At 58.8% G+C, this 14525-nt stretch carries 16 protein-coding genes; 7 read left to right on the top strand and 9 right to left on the bottom strand.

What is annotated here, in order from left to right; translation table 11 throughout:
* Nucleotides 1–61: 61 nt before the first annotated feature.
* The 5 genes from mmsB to FGO67_RS14950 all read right to left on the bottom strand — a co-directional run bounded on the left by mmsB (nt 62) and on the right by FGO67_RS14950 (nt 5708).
* On the bottom strand, nt 62–949 hold the full coding sequence (gene mmsB, locus FGO67_RS14970; RefSeq protein ID WP_203301483.1) for a 3-hydroxyisobutyrate dehydrogenase: 888 nt from the start codon (nt 947–949) through the stop codon (nt 62–64).
* A 60-nt stretch (nt 950–1009) separates the two neighbouring features.
* Entirely contained in the window at nt 1010–2083 is a 1074-nt protein-coding gene (locus FGO67_RS14965) for an enoyl-CoA hydratase/isomerase family protein (protein WP_203301482.1), read from the bottom strand.
* A 46-nt stretch (nt 2084–2129) separates the two neighbouring features.
* Complete coding sequence (locus tag FGO67_RS14960; RefSeq protein ID WP_138440672.1) at nt 2130–2909, bottom strand: enoyl-CoA hydratase; 780 nt, start codon at nt 2907–2909, stop codon at nt 2130–2132.
* Nucleotides 2910–2958: 49 nt separating this feature from the next.
* Complete coding sequence (locus FGO67_RS14955; RefSeq protein WP_203301481.1) at nt 2959–4125, bottom strand: acyl-CoA dehydrogenase family protein; 1167 nt, start codon at nt 4123–4125, stop codon at nt 2959–2961.
* 92 nt (nt 4126–4217) lie between these two features.
* Nucleotides 4218–5708, bottom strand: coding sequence for a CoA-acylating methylmalonate-semialdehyde dehydrogenase (locus tag FGO67_RS14950; RefSeq protein ID WP_203301480.1), 1491 nt, complete (start codon nt 5706–5708; stop codon nt 4218–4220).
* A 162-nt stretch (nt 5709–5870) separates the two neighbouring features.
* Between FGO67_RS14950 and FGO67_RS14945 the strand changes: the two genes are divergently transcribed.
* Together FGO67_RS14945 and FGO67_RS14940 are read left to right on the top strand one after the other, a co-directional pair.
* Nucleotides 5871–6743, top strand: coding sequence for an AraC family transcriptional regulator (locus FGO67_RS14945; protein ID WP_203301479.1), 873 nt, complete (start codon nt 5871–5873; stop codon nt 6741–6743).
* Nucleotides 6744–6879: 136 nt separating this feature from the next.
* Entirely contained in the window at nt 6880–7308 is a 429-nt protein-coding gene (locus FGO67_RS14940; RefSeq protein ID WP_203301478.1) for an SRPBCC family protein, read from the top strand.
* A gap of 67 nt (nt 7309–7375) precedes the next feature.
* Here the strand turns inward: FGO67_RS14940 and FGO67_RS14935 are convergent, their stop codons facing one another.
* A complete protein-coding gene (locus tag FGO67_RS14935; protein ID WP_203301477.1) occupies nt 7376–7705 on the bottom strand; it encodes a hypothetical protein in 330 nt (109 codons plus the stop codon).
* 278 nt (nt 7706–7983) lie between these two features.
* Here FGO67_RS14935 and FGO67_RS14930 point away from each other — a divergent pair, with 278 nt between their 5' ends.
* From FGO67_RS14930 to FGO67_RS14920, 3 genes are all read left to right on the top strand, one after another.
* Nucleotides 7984–8403, top strand: coding sequence for a hypothetical protein (locus FGO67_RS14930; RefSeq protein ID WP_203301476.1), 420 nt, complete (start codon nt 7984–7986; stop codon nt 8401–8403).
* 174 nt (nt 8404–8577) lie between these two features.
* Nucleotides 8578–9309: a YebC/PmpR family DNA-binding transcriptional regulator gene (locus FGO67_RS14925; RefSeq protein ID WP_203301475.1), complete on the top strand. Its 732-nt coding sequence runs from the start codon at nt 8578–8580 to the stop codon at nt 9307–9309.
* 26 nt (nt 9310–9335) lie between these two features.
* Nucleotides 9336–10082, top strand: coding sequence for a glutamine amidotransferase (locus FGO67_RS14920; RefSeq protein ID WP_203301474.1), 747 nt, complete (start codon nt 9336–9338; stop codon nt 10080–10082).
* A gap of 28 nt (nt 10083–10110) precedes the next feature.
* Here the strand turns inward: FGO67_RS14920 and FGO67_RS14915 are convergent, their stop codons facing one another.
* The 3 genes from FGO67_RS14915 to FGO67_RS14905 are packed head-to-tail and all read right to left on the bottom strand — an operon-like array spanning nt 10111 to nt 12875.
* Complete coding sequence (locus FGO67_RS14915) at nt 10111–10461, bottom strand: FHA domain-containing protein (protein WP_203301473.1); 351 nt, start codon at nt 10459–10461, stop codon at nt 10111–10113.
* Between the two features lie 15 nt (nt 10462–10476).
* Complete coding sequence (locus tag FGO67_RS14910; RefSeq protein ID WP_203301472.1) at nt 10477–11229, bottom strand: PP2C family protein-serine/threonine phosphatase; 753 nt, start codon at nt 11227–11229, stop codon at nt 10477–10479.
* Nucleotides 11229–12875 carry a protein kinase domain-containing protein gene (locus tag FGO67_RS14905; protein ID WP_203301471.1) on the bottom strand — a complete coding sequence of 549 codons (1647 nt, stop codon included), beginning with the start codon at nt 12873–12875 and terminating at the stop codon, nt 11229–11231. Before FGO67_RS14905 ends, FGO67_RS14910 begins: the two co-directional genes overlap by 1 nt.
* A gap of 288 nt (nt 12876–13163) precedes the next feature.
* Here FGO67_RS14905 and FGO67_RS14900 point away from each other — a divergent pair, with 288 nt between their 5' ends.
* On the top strand, nt 13164–13523 hold the full coding sequence (locus tag FGO67_RS14900) for a PA2779 family protein (protein ID WP_338039583.1): 360 nt from the start codon (nt 13164–13166) through the stop codon (nt 13521–13523).
* Nucleotides 13524–14522, top strand: a complete 999-nt coding sequence (locus tag FGO67_RS14895; RefSeq protein WP_203301469.1) for a PA2778 family cysteine peptidase — start codon at nt 13524–13526, stop codon at nt 14520–14522. It begins immediately after the preceding gene.
* The last annotated feature ends 3 nt before the right edge of the window (nt 14523–14525 follow it).

Genomic DNA, 14525 nt, shown 5'->3' with positions numbered 1-14525 from the left:
GGCAGGAAAGAAAACCATGGGCACAATCTTCCGTGCCCATGGAGCCGCTTTGCCAGCGGTTTTACTCGGGCTTGTACAGACGCTGGATGCTGGAGAAGTCCAGCGTGCCGTTGCCCTGCCCGGCGTGGAGTGAGAACAGGTTGCGAGCCAGTGAGCCCATGGGGATGGACGCCTGATTCTTCACTGCATTGTCGAACGCCAAACCCAGGTCCTTGGTCATCAGATTGACCAGGAAGCCGCCCTCGTAATTGCGCGAGGCAGGCGCGTTTTCCATCACACCCGGCCAGGGGTTGTACACGTTCAGTGCCCAGTTACCGCCGGAGCTCTGCTTCATGATTTCCGACAGCACGGCTGGATCCAGGCCGTTCTTCACACCCAGCGCCAGTGCTTCACTGGTACCGGCCATCAGGATCGCCAGCAGCATGTTGTTGCAGATTTTAGCGACCTGACCAGAACCGTGCTCGCCGGCGTGGAAGATGTTCTTGCCCATGGCATCAAGAATCGGCTTGGCCTTGGCGAAGGTATCCTCGGCACCGCCACAGATGAAGGTCAGGGTACCAGCTTTAGCACCGCCAACACCGCCGGAGACCGGCGCATCCAGGAACGGAATGTTGCGGGCCTTGGCTGCTTCCGCCACGCCGCGCGCCGTTTCCGGTGCAATGGTGGAGGAATCGATCACCAGGGTGCCTTCAGGCAGCTTCGCTAATAGACCGTCATCGCCCAGATACACTGCTTCCACGTGCTGACCCGCGGGCAGCATGGTGATCACACATTCCGCACCTTTAGCCGCTTCGTGGGCGGTGTCGGCGGTCTTGGCGCCTTCTGAGACCAGTGTTTGAACCGCTTCTTTGGACAAATCGAACACAGTGACGTCGTGCCCGGCTTTCACCAGGTTGCCGGCCATGGGGCCACCCATGTTACCGAGGCCGATAAAGGTAATCGTTGCCATATCCCTTCTCCTTATTGTTCTAGTCGGTTATGTGGGCCACCGCTGCCGGTGGCCATTTGGCTATGCGTTAAAAAAGTCGTCCATCCAGGCGCTGTCCATCTCCGCCAGCGACGCGTAGCGCCACCGTGGTTGCTGATCCTTATCGATCAACAGTGCCCGGATGCCTTCGGCGAATTCGCCTTTGCTCAGGCACTTCTTCGACAGCACCAGTTCCTTATCAAGAACTTCCTTCAGGCTGTTGTGCTTGCAGCCGTTCAGGTGGCCCCACACCAGAGCCAGGGACGTGGGCGACGCGGACGCCAGGGACTTGGTCGCCTTGGCCAACCAGCTGTCACCGCTGGACAGCTCGCTGAGCTGACTGACCACCGCCTCCAGGGAATCGGCATCGGTTACCCGGTTGATCTCGTCAAATTGACTGCGAATCGGCGATTCCGGCATCGCATCGGAACTTTGCTGCTCAAACTGGCGCAGAACACTGCCAACCACGGCGTGGGGATCTTCGCCCTGCCAGGTCTTTTTGCAAAGCTCAGCAACGACATCGGCTTTCAGCTCGTGCTTGATAAAGCGATCGGCCAGGCCGGTAAAGACAGCGTCGGCGCCGTTCATGCGCGCGCCGGTCAGGCCCAGGAACATCCCGGTTCGGCCAGGCGTGCGGTTCAGGAACCAGCCAGCGGCAACATCGGGGTACAGGCCAATGGTGATTTCCGGCATGGCGAGCTTGGACTTTTCAGTCACCACACGGTGCGAGGCGCCTTCCAGGATGCCCATGCCGCCGCCCATGACGATGCCATGGCCCCAGCACACAATCGGCTTGGGGAAGGTGTGGAGCAGGTAATTCAGTTCGTACTCTTCGGTGAAGAAGGCTTCGCCTTCGCTGGCGCCCTGAGGCTCGGTCATGCTGCGATACAGGGCCACGATGTCGCCACCGGCACAGAATGCCTTGTCGCCTTCCGATTCCAGCCAGACCGCGCCAATGCGCGGATCTTCCGCCCAGCGCTTGAGCTGTGGCGTGAGCAGGCGGATCATTTCCAGCGAGAGCGAATTGAGCGCTTTCGGGGTATTCAGGCGAGCCACGGCGATTAGTGCGTCATCACCGGTGGTCCACTCTTCAAAAATAATGGGTTGGTCACTCATAGCGTTTCCTTCAGCCGCTGCCCGGCAGCGGCTCTCCAGCAATTTGTTAGCGGTTTTTCCAGTCCGGTGTGCGCTTTTCCAGGAAGGCATTCACGCCTTCTTTCTGGTCTTCCGTGGAGAACAGCTCCACGAACAGTTCACGCTCCATGCGCCAGCCGTCGTCGTGGCTGCGGCCATCACGGGCGCTCATCACCAGGGTCTTGCAACGGGCTGTGGAGGACGGGCTTTGCTTGCAGGCCATTTCCGCCAGTTCCAGTGCCTTATCCAGACTGGTGCCGGAGGGAACCACTTCTTCCACCAGGCCAATCTGCAGGGCCTTGTCGGCTTTGACCCGCTCGCCGCACAGAATCATGCGCTTGGCCCAGCCTTCACCCACCAGCCAGGGCAGGTTCTGGGTGCCACCGGCACACGGCAGCAAGCCAACGCCGGCTTCCGGCAGGGCCATCTGGGCGTGTTCCTCGGCAATGCGGATATCACAGGCCATGGCACATTCCAGACCGCCGCCCATGGCGTACCCGTTCACCGCCGCGATAGACACGCCACGGAACTTGCTGAGCTCGGCAAAAGCCTCACCAAAGAGCTGGGCCATCTGGTTAGCGCGGGCCTTGTCGCCGTCGGCGAAGGTTTTCAGGTCGGCACCGGCCGAGAAGAATTTTTCGCCCTGGCCGGTCACCACGAGTGCGAAAATGTTCCGGTCGGCGTTCAGCTCACGGATGGTTTCCTTGAGGGCCGGCAGGGACTCCGCCGTCCAGGTGTTGGCCGGCGGATTATTGATGGTTAGTACCGCAATGTGTCCGCGTTTTTCGAGCTGAATCAGATCGCTCATTGTCTGTCTCCCCTTTCCTTGCGGTGTTCTTGGTTCTTTTGGCTGCGCTTCATTGGATCGCTTCGGCCACGCCGTCTTCGAGCAGGCGACGGGCGACAATCAGACGCATGATTTCATTGGTGCCCTCGAGAATCTGGTGCACCCGCAAATCCCGCAGATAACGCTCAATGGGGTACTCGCGGATGTAGCCATAGCCGCCGTGCAACTGCAGGGCTTCGTTGACTATCTCGAAACAGGCATCGGTGGCGAATCGCTTGGCCATGGCACAGTGCAGCGTGGCTTCGGTGTCGCCGCTATCAAGCTTGAACGCACCTAACCGCACCATCTGGCGGGCCGCTACCAGGTTGGTTGCCATGTCGGCGAGCTTAAACTGCAGAGCCTGGAAGGCCGCCAGCGGTTTACCGAACTGCTCACGCTCGTGCATGTAGTTGCGGGCCCGCAGCAGTGCCGCCTGGGCGCCACCGAGGGAACAGGTGGCGATGTTCAGGCGGCCACCGTCGAGGCCTTTCATGGCAATGGCAAAGCCTTCGCCTTCCTCGCCCACGCGATTGGAGGCCGGGATACGCACGTTTTCCAGGCTGACCATACGAGTCGGCTGACTGCGCCAGCCCATCTTCTCTTCATTCTTGCCGTAGGTGATGCCGCCGGCGTCGGCCGGGATCACAAAGGTGGAAATGCCTTTGGAGCCGCTGTCCGGCGCTCCCGTTCGGGCCATCAACACCAGGATGTCGGTACTGCCGGCACCGGAAATAAACACCTTGCTGCCGGTGATCAGATAATCGTCACCGTCGCGAACCGCCTTGGTGCGCAGGCTGGCCGCATCGGACCCAGCTCCGGGTTCGGTCAGGCAGTAGGACGCCAGCCACTCGCCACTGGCGAGTTTGGGCACCACTTCCTGTTTCAGGTCGTCAGAAGCAAAACTGGCCACCATCCAGGTCGCCATGTTGTGAATCGTGATGAAGGCCGCGGTGGAGGGGCAGGCTGCGGCCAATTCCTCGACAATCACCGAGGTATCAAGCCGAGACAGCCCCATGCCACCCAGGGCTTCCGGTGTGTACAGGCCCATAAAGCCCATTTCACCAGCTTCCTTCATCACATCCACGGGGAAAATATGCTCGTCGTCCCACTTGGCCGCGTGCGGCGCCATGGATTTCTCCGCGAACGCACGTGCCGCTTCCCGGAACGCGAGCTGGTCTTCTGTCAGGTTAAAGTCCATCGAATCACTCCAGATCTAAGTAGGCTGGTCATGATGGGAAAAAAGGGGGCCGGAAACAGGTTCCGGCCCAAGTTACCCCACCTTCAACACACTCAACGCAACTGGATAGAGAAATTCGCTTCAGTGCTGGCCTCGCTGGAGAACCAGCGTGAAGTGACGGTTTTGGTCTCGGTGTAGAAGCGCACAGCCTGCTTACCATAGGCGTGCTGGTCACCGTAGAAGGAGCCCTTCCAACCGGTGAAGGAGAAGAACGGCAGGGGCACCGGGATGGGGATGTTCACACCCACCTGGCCCACATCAATCTCGTGCTGGAAGCGACGGGCACAACCACCGGAAGAGGTGAAGATGGACGTACCGTTACCGTACGGGCTGTTGTTGATCAGCTCGATGGCCTCACCCAGGCTGTCGGTTTCCATGCAAGACAGAACCGGGCCGAAGATTTCTTCGTTGTAGATGTCCATCTCGGTGGTCACACCTGAGAACAGGGTTGGTCCCACCCAGTTGCCGTCTGGCAGGCCATCCACGGTGCAACCGCGGCCGTCCAGCAGCAGGTTAGCGCCCTGGGCTTCACCGGTGGCAATCAGGGACTCAACACGGTCCTTGGCTTTGGCGCTGATGATCGGGCCATAGCTGGCGCCGGAATCGTTCCAGGCACCCGGACGCACCTTGGCCATGGCTTCTTTCAGCTCCGGAATCCACTGCTGGGCTTCGCCCACGAACACGGCAACCGAGATCGCCATGCAGCGCTGACCGGCGGCACCAACGGAGGCACCGACCAGAGCGTTGATAACCTGCTGCTTGTCGGCATCCGGCATGATAACCATGTGGTTCTTGGCACCGGCGAAGCTCTGTACACGCTTCATGTTGCGGGTACCGGTTTCATAGATGTAACGGCCAACAGGCACGGAGCCAACGAAGGACACGGCACGGATAGCCGGATCGGTCAGCAGTACGTCTACCTGCTCTTTGCCACCGTGAACAACCTGCAGAACACCCTTGGGTGCACCAGCCTGTTCAAACAGCTCAGCCAGACGCATCGGGGTCAGCGGGTCCTGCTCGGACGGCTTCAGAATGAAGGTGTTACCGCAGGCGATTGCCATCGGGAACATCCACAGGGGAATCATGGCCGGGAAGTTAAACGGGGTAATACCGGCACAGACGCCCAGTGGCTGGATCCAGGAGTGGGTGTCCACTTCCCGGGCTACGTTTTCAACGGTCTCACCCATCATCAGGGAGGCCACGTTGCCGGCGTGCTCAACCACTTCGATACCGCGCCAAACATCGCCCTTGGCGTCTTCAAAGGTTTTACCGGTCTCTTGCGACAGGATTTCGGCAATTTCGTCGTGGTGCTCTTTCAACAGAGCCTGGTAGCGCATCATGACACGTGCGCGCTCGGATACCGGGGTTTCTTTCCAGGTCTTGAAGACTTCACCGGCGTATTTGATGGCCTGCTCCATTTCCGCGTGGGTAGTACACGGAGCCTTGGCGATCACTTCGTTAGTGGCCGGATCGGTAACTTCAATCCAATCCTTGGTCTGGCTTTGTACAAATTCACCAGCGAGGTACAGAGGTACGTTTTTCATGTTGAAGGCCCTGTTTGTTGTTATGAGGGAAGCAAGCCAAAACCCGCGGGTTTCGACCACGATGTAATGAAGACTAGCATGGTGCTCACGCAAGGGTGATTGACTAAATTTCGCTCTTGATGGACTATCTTTCGATCTCGCATTCGACTTATGGCGACTACGATGCCCCAGACTTCACAGTGGCCGGTACCCCAGGACAGCGTTCGTTACGTGGTACCGGACCCAATTATTCGACTGCTTTCCAGTCACCCGCTCACCCAGGACCTGTACCCCCTGGCGTTTGGCCACTACCGGCGCGCGGTTGGGCACCACATGCATCGGGAACACCACAGCGACTATCTTTTGATCTACTGCACCGAAGGCAAGGCGTTCCTGAACGTGCTGGGCGAACCCTACACCGTGGGCCCGGGGGATTTGCTGTTACTGCCAGCCGGCGCCCACCACCGTTACACTTCGGACCCGGACAACCCATGGACAATCCATTGGGTGCACTACACCGGGCCTCTGGCTGAGGAATTCCGTCATTACATGGGGTTTGGCAACACCCGCATCCGACACCTGGGCCGACAGCCCCGGCTGCTGGTGGATTTCAACGGGCTGCTGTCGGTGCGCCAGACCGGTTTCCGCGCCCGGGGCCTGATCCACGCCGCCAACCGCCTGCGGCAGCTCATGGCAGCGGTACCCCTGAGCGCCGATGAAACCAGCCATGAACAACAGGCAGAGCTGGATACCATCCACAACTACATGCGCGAGCATCTGGACGAACGGATCTCGCTGGATCAGCTGGCCGATCTGGCAGGGCTGTCACCGGCGCACTTTGCCACCCGCTATCGGGAACAGACCGGCAGCTCGCCGATCCAGCATTTCCTGCACCTGAAAGTGGAGCGCGCGTGCCAGATGCTGGATACCAGTGACCTCAGCTTCGCCGACATCAGCCGGCGCCTGGGCTACGACGATGCCTACTATTTCTCCCGGCTGTTCAAGAAGGTGATGGGCCAATCGCCCCGGGATTACCGGCACACGGCGAGGCACTGAGCGCCTGGCGCTGAGTACTGCGATTCGGGCCAACGTCACATCTGGCCATTTCGGCGACTTTTGTTCCAAAAATTAAACGGATACCCTTGAGTCAAAGAACGTCTAACAAAACATCACGAACAAAAAGAGTGAATCCATGGCCTCGTATACCATCGAAATCAACGAAACCTTTGATGTGCCTCGCAGCCGGGTGTTCGCCCTGTTTGCCGACCACAAGCGCTTTGGCCAGTTGCTGGGCGCGCCGGTCAAGCGCATTAAGGACAGCGATCAGGCAGATCCCAACGGCATCGGCTCGGTCCGAAAGATCGGTATCGGTCCCATTGGCCTGAAAGAAACCATCCTGAGTTTCGAGCCGGATTCGCTGATTGAGTACACCATCAGTAGCCTGAGCCCAATCAAGAATCACTTCGGCCGAATCCGCTTCGACGACACGCCAGAAGGCCATACCCAGGTAAGCTACACCATCCGTTTCGAGGACATCGTGCCGTACACCGGCAAGGTGGTAAGCAGCGCCCTTGAACAAGGCATTCGCCGGGGCATTAAACGGGTGCCCGAACTGGCTTAAATCGATTGGGAAATAATGCGAAAGGAACGGCCCCGGACGGCTGTTCCTTAGTCGTTAAGGGGAGTTTTCAATAACCTCCATCAACCTCCCCACGGTGTCCTGAACGCTTCTTGTACTGCCGTTTCTCGTCCATCGAGCCCTCTTCCTGGCCTGCAGCCGTCGGGGGCATGTTTTCCAGATCCTCAATGCTTCGGCGACTCCCCTGCTCTAGCCTCGTATCACGATCCATTCCGGTGCGGCTATGGCGCCGCATCATGGTGTCGTCTGAGTGCATGCCAGGTTGGCCGTCCATCATCATTTGCTGACGTTCCTTTTGCTGCTCCCACTGGTCGGCGGTTGCCGAGGTGTAAGGCAGCAACACTGCCAGAGCCAAAGATCCAATAAGCAGTTTTTTCATCGAGTTACCCTCCCTTTTTAGGCCGACGATCCCCGGCCCCGGGAACTACTCTGTGAGGACCACTGTTAACTTCGCACGTCCCCACTACAGAGACACTCTGAACGCGCCTTTGTTACCGAGCGAAAGATTAAACCTCCATCTCCTTACAGCAATTTCATCTACGGCTTACACGGCACTGGACTATTCTTTCAAGATCGGCGTCGGAAAATCCGCAGTGCGCCGTCTCTCAAGCTGTTCCTTATGCCAGGGATATTGGCATCCATAAGGAGCTTTCTATTATGACTAAAATAAAGCTGTATGCTGCGTCCCTCGCGGTCGCCTGTTCTTTGCCGCTTGCCGGCGTTTGGGCCAGCGATAGCGGAATGGAAAAGGACAAAGTCGCCGACGCTCAAACCGAAGCCGGAGCGATGGACCAAGATGGCCAACCCATTGCCGGTTACAAGCTGATGACGCCAGAAGAGAGGCAGGAGTTCAAGGACCGTATGCAGGGTCTGGATTCTGCCGAACAGCGTCAGGCTTACCGATCATTGCATCGCGACCGGATGACCCAGCGCGCAAAAGCCCAGGGTATGGATCTGGAAGACATCGAAGATTTGCCAGCCACAGCCGCTGGTCAGGAATCGCCGGCGTCGGACGATATGGAGTCCGATAAGAGTAGAGAAGATCCACTGTCGGAGGGGGAAGGCGAAGTTCAATAACCCGCCGCAGTTCATCGTTAAGAGAAGGTTGGGCCGTTGGCTTCTATGGTCGGCGGCCCGCCTGCTGCTAAGCGCTCCGGCAAGCGGATCGAACTCCTTGCCAAATAAGCCTGTTCCCTACCGGATTTGTTCAGTAAAATCCCGCCCTTTCACAAGAAACGAGAGGCAGCGCAGATGGGCAGAGCCTACCAGAACCGCAAAGAATCCATGGCCAAAACGGCCGCGGCAAAAACCAAGGTCTACAGCAAGTACGGTCGTGAGATTTACATGGCTGCTAAATCTGGCGGCACAGATCCTGACGGCAACCTGTCCCTGCGAGGACTGATTGACCGCGCCAAAAAAGACCAGGTTCCGTCTCACGTCATCGAGAAGGCCATCGATAAAGCCAAGGGCGGTGCCGGCGAAGATTATTCCGCGGCTCGGTACGAAGGCTATGGCCCCGGCAACTGCATGGTGATTGTGGACTGCCTGACCGACAACCCGAACCGCACCTTCGGTGATGTTCGCCTGGCCTTTACCAAGACCAAGTGCAAGATCGGCACCCCCGGCACCGTGTCACACATGTTTGATCACTGTGCCATTTTCGCCTTCAAGGGCGAGGATGAAGAGGCGGTACTGGAAGCCCTGATGGAAGCCGACGTCGACGTGACCGACATCGAGAACGAAGATGGCCTGATCACGGTATTCACCCCGAACACCGAGTACGCCAAGGCCCGTCAAGCGCTGACCGATGCGTTCGAAGGTATCGACTTTGACGCCGACGAAATCCAGTTCCTGCCAAAAACCACCACACCGGTCGAAGGCGACGACATTCCGCTGTTCGAGAAGTTCTATGACATGCTGAACGACTTGGACGACGTGCAGAACATCTTCCACAACGCCGAACTGCCGGAACAGGCCGAGTAAGCCACCGGCCCAACAGGAAGCCCAACATGAGCGAACCACGCCCACAGAGCCAGCCGGCCCGGGTTGTCATCCTCAAAACCGGAACCACCTACCCCAGCATTCGGGAGGTGCATGGCGATTTCGAGGACTGGTTCGTTCGTGGCCTGTCGCCGGACCTGGCGCTCACGGTCATCAATGTCGAACAGGGCGAGCTGCCCGGTGCTCCCGAGCAGTGGGATGGCATTGTGGTCACCGGCTCGCCGGCCATGGTCAGCGATCGCGCTGAATGGAGCGAGAGCACGGCACGCTGGTTAGCCGATGCAGTTGAACAGCAGATTCCGGTCTTCGGGGTGTGTTACGGGCATCAGCTCCTGGCCCATGCCCTGGGTGGCGAGGTTGGCTACCATCCCGAAGGTCGGGAAACCGGCACCCGCACCATTGAGCTGACCCCGGAGGCCACCGCTGACCCACTGTTCGCACCCCTTCCGAGCTCATTCAAGGCCCAGCTGACTCATAAGCAGTCAGTTCTCAGCCTGCCCGCAGGCGCAGTTCTGCTGGGCCGAAGCGACTTCGAGCCACATCAGGCGTTTCGAGTTGGCGAGTGTGCCTGGGGCGTACAATTCCACCCGGAATTCTCTGACACAGTCATGAAAGGCTACCTGAATGTCCAAGCCCCGGAGCTGATTGCCGAGAACCTGGACCCACACGCGTTGTTGGCGGCCGCCGAGCCTGCACCGGTGGCCTCAAGCCTGCTGCAGCGTTTCTCGAACCTGGTCATGAACCGCCAGCGCTGAGCCCTGGTCCTGGTCTTGGGCGCGGGTCTCAGTCCAGGATGTAAGCGGTTTTCTCCAGGGAATTTTCTTCTTCGTCGACAAACCGGAATTCGTTCCAGCCCACCCGAACCATATCGTTGCTGTTCAGGCGCTGACGGCTCTCCAGGCGGATGTCGTTCACGAAGGTACCATTGGTGCTGTCACTGTCGGTGATGTAGTAATCGATGGTGTTATCCAGGTAGGCGTTGGGCACCGCCTCGATCACCGCATGCTGACCACTCACCGAGATCTCATCAATCTGGATATCATTCTCGGCACGACGTCCGATCCGGGTTTCCGGTTGGTCCAGCTCAAACGTGTTTACCACCACGTTATCCACCAGCTGTGAAATGGTTGCCATCTCAGGTTCCTCTGCTTAGTTCAGGGTCAACAACACTACGGACACGTTGTCCGATGCCAGGTTGTCCAGGGCTGTCTCAATCAATGCTTCAACCGCAGACTCGCCACTGTCAGCCTGCTGCAAGATGTTTTCCCATTCCGGCTGTGACACCGAATTGGTTAATCCGTCGGAACACAGCATCAGGCTGTCGCCGGGCTCAAGCGTCTGCCGGGCGTAGCTGATTTTCAGCGGCTCCATAGCACCAACGGCCCGGGTGAGTACGTTCTTGAAGGGTACGTTCGGCACATCGGCCTCGGTAATGCTGCCGTCGTCGAGCATGTTCTGAACCACGGTGTCATCCCGGGTCAGGCAGGTGCCCTTCCCTTTTCGAATCAGGTAGCACCGGGAATCACCCACGTGGGCGATGTGGGCTTTGGCGCCATCCAGCCACGCCGCCACCAGGGTGGTTCCCATCTTGTCGAGCTGGCTGTCTTCGGCCCGGCGATCTTGAATGCGCTGGTTAGCGAGCGCGAACGCTGCCATCAGGTTGTCGTGGGCACTCATTTCCTGCTGATCCAGATCCCCCGAAAACAATCGCGGTGTGAGCGATTCCATGACCGCTTCAGCGGCCAGCCGACTGGCAATTTCACCACCCTGGTAGCCACCCATGCCGTCAGCCACCAATAACAGGGCCGCGCAGGCGTCCTCGCGAACCTGCCACACCGCCACGTCCTGATTGTGTTCCCGCACGGCTCCGGTGTGACTGCGCCCTGCAACCGTTATGCTCATTACGACACCTCCCTGGCTTCTCTGACTGCCAGACGGCGTACCGCCTCGGCCATGGTGGCGGCGGACGCAAAACGCTTATCCGGCTCGCGCTGAATCGCCTTGTTGATAAGCCGCACCACGCCATTGGGAATGTCGACATTGAATTCGCGCACACTGCGCGGACGCTTGTTGAGGATCTGATAAGTCAGGTTGGCCAGGGTATCACCCTGGTAGGGCGTTGCCCCGCTCACCAGTTTGTAGAGCGTGACCCCAAGGCTGTAGATATCCGAGGCACCGGTCACTTTCTGCCCTTTAAGCTGCTCCGGGGACATGTACAACGGGCTGCCCATGACACTGCCAGTTTTGGTACGGGAATCGTCAGAGATCTTGGCAATCCCGAAATCGGTGATCTTGATAGCCCCATCGTTAGGGTTGTAGATAATATTGCCCGGCTTGATATCCCGGTGGACCACTTTCTGGCTGTGGGCATAGGCCAGCGCATCGGCCACCCGGGCAATGATTTCCAGCACCGTCGGCAAGGGCAACAGCCGGCCCTGCTTGCCAAATTCGCTGAGCGGGCGGCCCTGGGCATAATCCATGGCAATGTAGGCAAGGTCAGCCTCTTCGCCGACGTCGTACACGGTCACGATGGAGGGATGATCAAGCCGGCCGGCAGCCTCGGCCTCTCGGAAAAAGCGTTCTTTCAGTTCCGGCAGATGGCCGTCGTCGAAAGCCTGGTAGCTCAGGGTCTTGATGGCTACGGTGCGGGCAATTTTCGGGTCCTTGCCCAAGAACACGACGCCCATGGCGCCCCGCCCCAGCTCCCGCTCAATTTCGTAGCGGCCCAAGGTTGGGCGGCTCAGAGACTGTTCTGGCATCAGCAGAGTGCGGGTATTGTCGAAGCCGCTGGTCTGAATCGAGGTAGACTCGTTCGACAGTTTTTCCAATGCCGACAGGCGCTCGCCAGCATCCCGAAAATTCTTCCGGTGCTCCAGAATATGACCGTAACTGGCGACGGCTTTCTCGTACTGACGTTTGCGTTCCTGCTGGATCGCAATGTCGTATCGCAGCTCCAGCGCACCATCGCAGACCGGACAATCCTGCAGCGCGTTGACCGCTTCGTCTGTGTGGCCCTGTTGCAGCAACAGCCGGGACAGCCGTATCCGGGCCTCCTGCACGTTCGCCTTCAGCGACAATATGTCACGATTGGGCTGGAGCCAGAACAGCATCACGACAAAACCCGCCACCAACAGGGTGATCACTTCGCCCAGGGGTAGCCACTCATTCCGATAGAAAATCAGCGCGGCCTGCGCAACCACCAGGCAACCACCCAGCAGCAGCGTGACCGGCACGGCGACCGCCACGCCCATTCTGGGAATGGCAAACACCAGGTAAAACGAAGACACCACCAGGCCGATTCCAATGGCCAGCTCGGACCACAGAGGCTCAGAGAGCGCGCGTGCCGCCAAGATGTCTGACACCGCACCGGGCGGGATGGGCACCGGCCCATTGCCGGTGTCGGGAGCACCCATCAGGCCCAGGAAAACCCGATCGGCCCAGCTGAGAAATTCCAGCTGCCCGCCCGCCAGGGCAAGCACTACCGCCGCCATAACCAGCAACAACCTCAGGCTAAACAGGTGCGAGCACAGAGAAAATAGAGCGTTCACGAGTCACTTATCTGTAAATGGTTGATCTGGCTAGTTTAGAAACAGTCGAGGCCGGGTGATAGCGCCAAAGAAGTGTTTTTTGTAAGGGTTTGTTCGCTTGCGAGGCGGCTCTAATTTTACGAAATGGTTCAGTCAATTTACTTTTTTCGCAGCCAGCAGATCCGGTTGATGACCAAACCGTATGTTGAACAACAACCTATGTCTGGTCTATCGTCATATCACACCAATCAGAAACAGGAGCCAAAGATGTCCGGTATTAGAAAGCACCTGAGGTACGTTTCGTTTTTCATGGCCTTGATGCTGAGCCTCGGTTCAGTTTGGTCCTCCACAGCCACCGCCGCCATGGTCGGCACTGGAGAAATGATTACCGGACAGGAAGTCCAGCTCGATCGCCAGCAGCTGATGGATATGCTGGACAAACAGGAGGTGAAGGATAAGCTGGCCGATATGGGCGTTAGTGAAGATCAGGTTCGGGACCGCATCCAGAACCTCACGCCGCAGGAACTGGCGGACTTTGAGCAGCAACTGGCAGAAGCGCCTGCCGGCCAGGGTGTCGTTGGCATCATCGTGCTGTTCCTGCTGGTGTTCATCGTTACGGACATGCTCTGCGCAACCAATATCTTCCCGTTCGTTAACTGCATACGGTAAGTGTCCTTTCCCTTCACATCCAAGCCAGCCGGCGGCCTGATCAGTCTTTTTCTGATCCTGCTGCTGGCCGGCTGCAGCACAACCCCCAAGTGGCCTGCCACTGCCGACAGCAACGTGTCGCTGCAAACGCGCACGGTGCTGGACACGGTGCCTTTCTACCCTCAGGAGCTTTATCAGTGCGGCCCCGCCGCCCTGGCAATGATGCTCAACAGTCAGGGTTTGAACACCAACCCGGAGATACTGCGTGAGCTGGTGTACATACCCGGCCGGGAAGGTTCTCTGCAGGTGGAGATGGTGGCCGCGGCACGGTCCCACAACATGTTGGTCTATACCCTGGATGGCAAGCTCGAGAGCCTGCTGCGTGAGGTGGAGGCCGGCAACCCGGTGCTGGTCATGCAGAACCTGTTCTACAACTGGTGGCCGCAGTGGCACTTTGCGGTGGTAATGGGGTTTGATCCGGAAAAGCAGACCATCATCCTGCACACAGGCACCCGCGAGCGTCACGAATCCAGCGTGGAAGTGTTCGCCAATACCTGGGCCAGGTCCGATCACTGGGCCGCGGTGATCCTGCCGCCAGACCAGATCCCGGCGACGGCGACGGCACTGAAGTACCTGAGCGCCGCCAACGATCTGGAAACCACCGGGCGCACCAATGCCGCCATGACCGCCTACCGCACCGCTGAACGCCGCTGGCAGGATCAGCCCGCGACCATTCTGGGCCAGGGCAACATCGCCTACACCCGCCAGCATGTGCAACAGGCCCGCGAACACTTTGACCGCCTGGTCACAAAGTTTCCGAATGAAGCGGTGGGCTGGAACAATCTTGCCCACACATTGGGGGAGCTGGGCTGCCATGAGCAGGCCACCAAAGCGCAACAATGCGCCGCTGCGCTGGCACCCGAACGGTTCGATTCGTACGTAGAGCTTGGCCCTGTCACCGGGCCAGCGCACCACTGTTCCGTGCCGGCATGCCCCACCCTGCCTCACAACAAGGATTGAGGA

This window comes from Marinobacter sediminum (assembly GCF_016820575.1).
GTDB lineage: Bacteria > Pseudomonadota > Gammaproteobacteria > Pseudomonadales > Oleiphilaceae > Marinobacter > Marinobacter sediminum.
Note: the sequence above shows the minus strand (reverse complement) of the source record. Positions and strands in the feature narration are given on the sequence as shown.

Coding starts and splice junctions, on each gene's coding strand:
- FGO67_RS14945 (WP_203301479.1), top strand. CDS start 5,871: ATGCCCCAGACTTCACAGTGGCCGGTACCCCAGGACAGCGTTCGTTAC.
- FGO67_RS14925 (WP_203301475.1), top strand. CDS start 8,578: ATGGGCAGAGCCTACCAGAACCGCAAAGAATCCATGGCCAAAACGGCC.
- mmsB (WP_203301483.1), bottom strand. CDS start 949: ATGGCAACGATTACCTTTATCGGCCTCGGTAACATGGGTGGCCCCATG.
- FGO67_RS14955 (WP_203301481.1), bottom strand. CDS start 4,125: ATGGACTTTAACCTGACAGAAGACCAGCTCGCGTTCCGGGAAGCGGCA.
- FGO67_RS14910 (WP_203301472.1), bottom strand. CDS start 11,229: ATGAGCATAACGGTTGCAGGGCGCAGTCACACCGGAGCCGTGCGGGAA.
- FGO67_RS14965 (WP_203301482.1), bottom strand. CDS start 2,083: ATGAGTGACCAACCCATTATTTTTGAAGAGTGGACCACCGGTGATGAC.
- FGO67_RS14940 (WP_203301478.1), top strand. CDS start 6,880: ATGGCCTCGTATACCATCGAAATCAACGAAACCTTTGATGTGCCTCGC.
- FGO67_RS14915 (WP_203301473.1), bottom strand. CDS start 10,461: ATGGCAACCATTTCACAGCTGGTGGATAACGTGGTGGTAAACACGTTT.
- FGO67_RS14960 (WP_138440672.1), bottom strand. CDS start 2,909: ATGAGCGATCTGATTCAGCTCGAAAAACGCGGACACATTGCGGTACTA.
- FGO67_RS14900 (WP_338039583.1), top strand. CDS start 13,164: ATGGCCTTGATGCTGAGCCTCGGTTCAGTTTGGTCCTCCACAGCCACC.
- FGO67_RS14930 (WP_203301476.1), top strand. CDS start 7,984: ATGACTAAAATAAAGCTGTATGCTGCGTCCCTCGCGGTCGCCTGTTCT.
- FGO67_RS14935 (WP_203301477.1), bottom strand. CDS start 7,705: ATGAAAAAACTGCTTATTGGATCTTTGGCTCTGGCAGTGTTGCTGCCT.
- FGO67_RS14950 (WP_203301480.1), bottom strand. CDS start 5,708: ATGAAAAACGTACCTCTGTACCTCGCTGGTGAATTTGTACAAAGCCAG.
- FGO67_RS14920 (WP_203301474.1), top strand. CDS start 9,336: ATGAGCGAACCACGCCCACAGAGCCAGCCGGCCCGGGTTGTCATCCTC.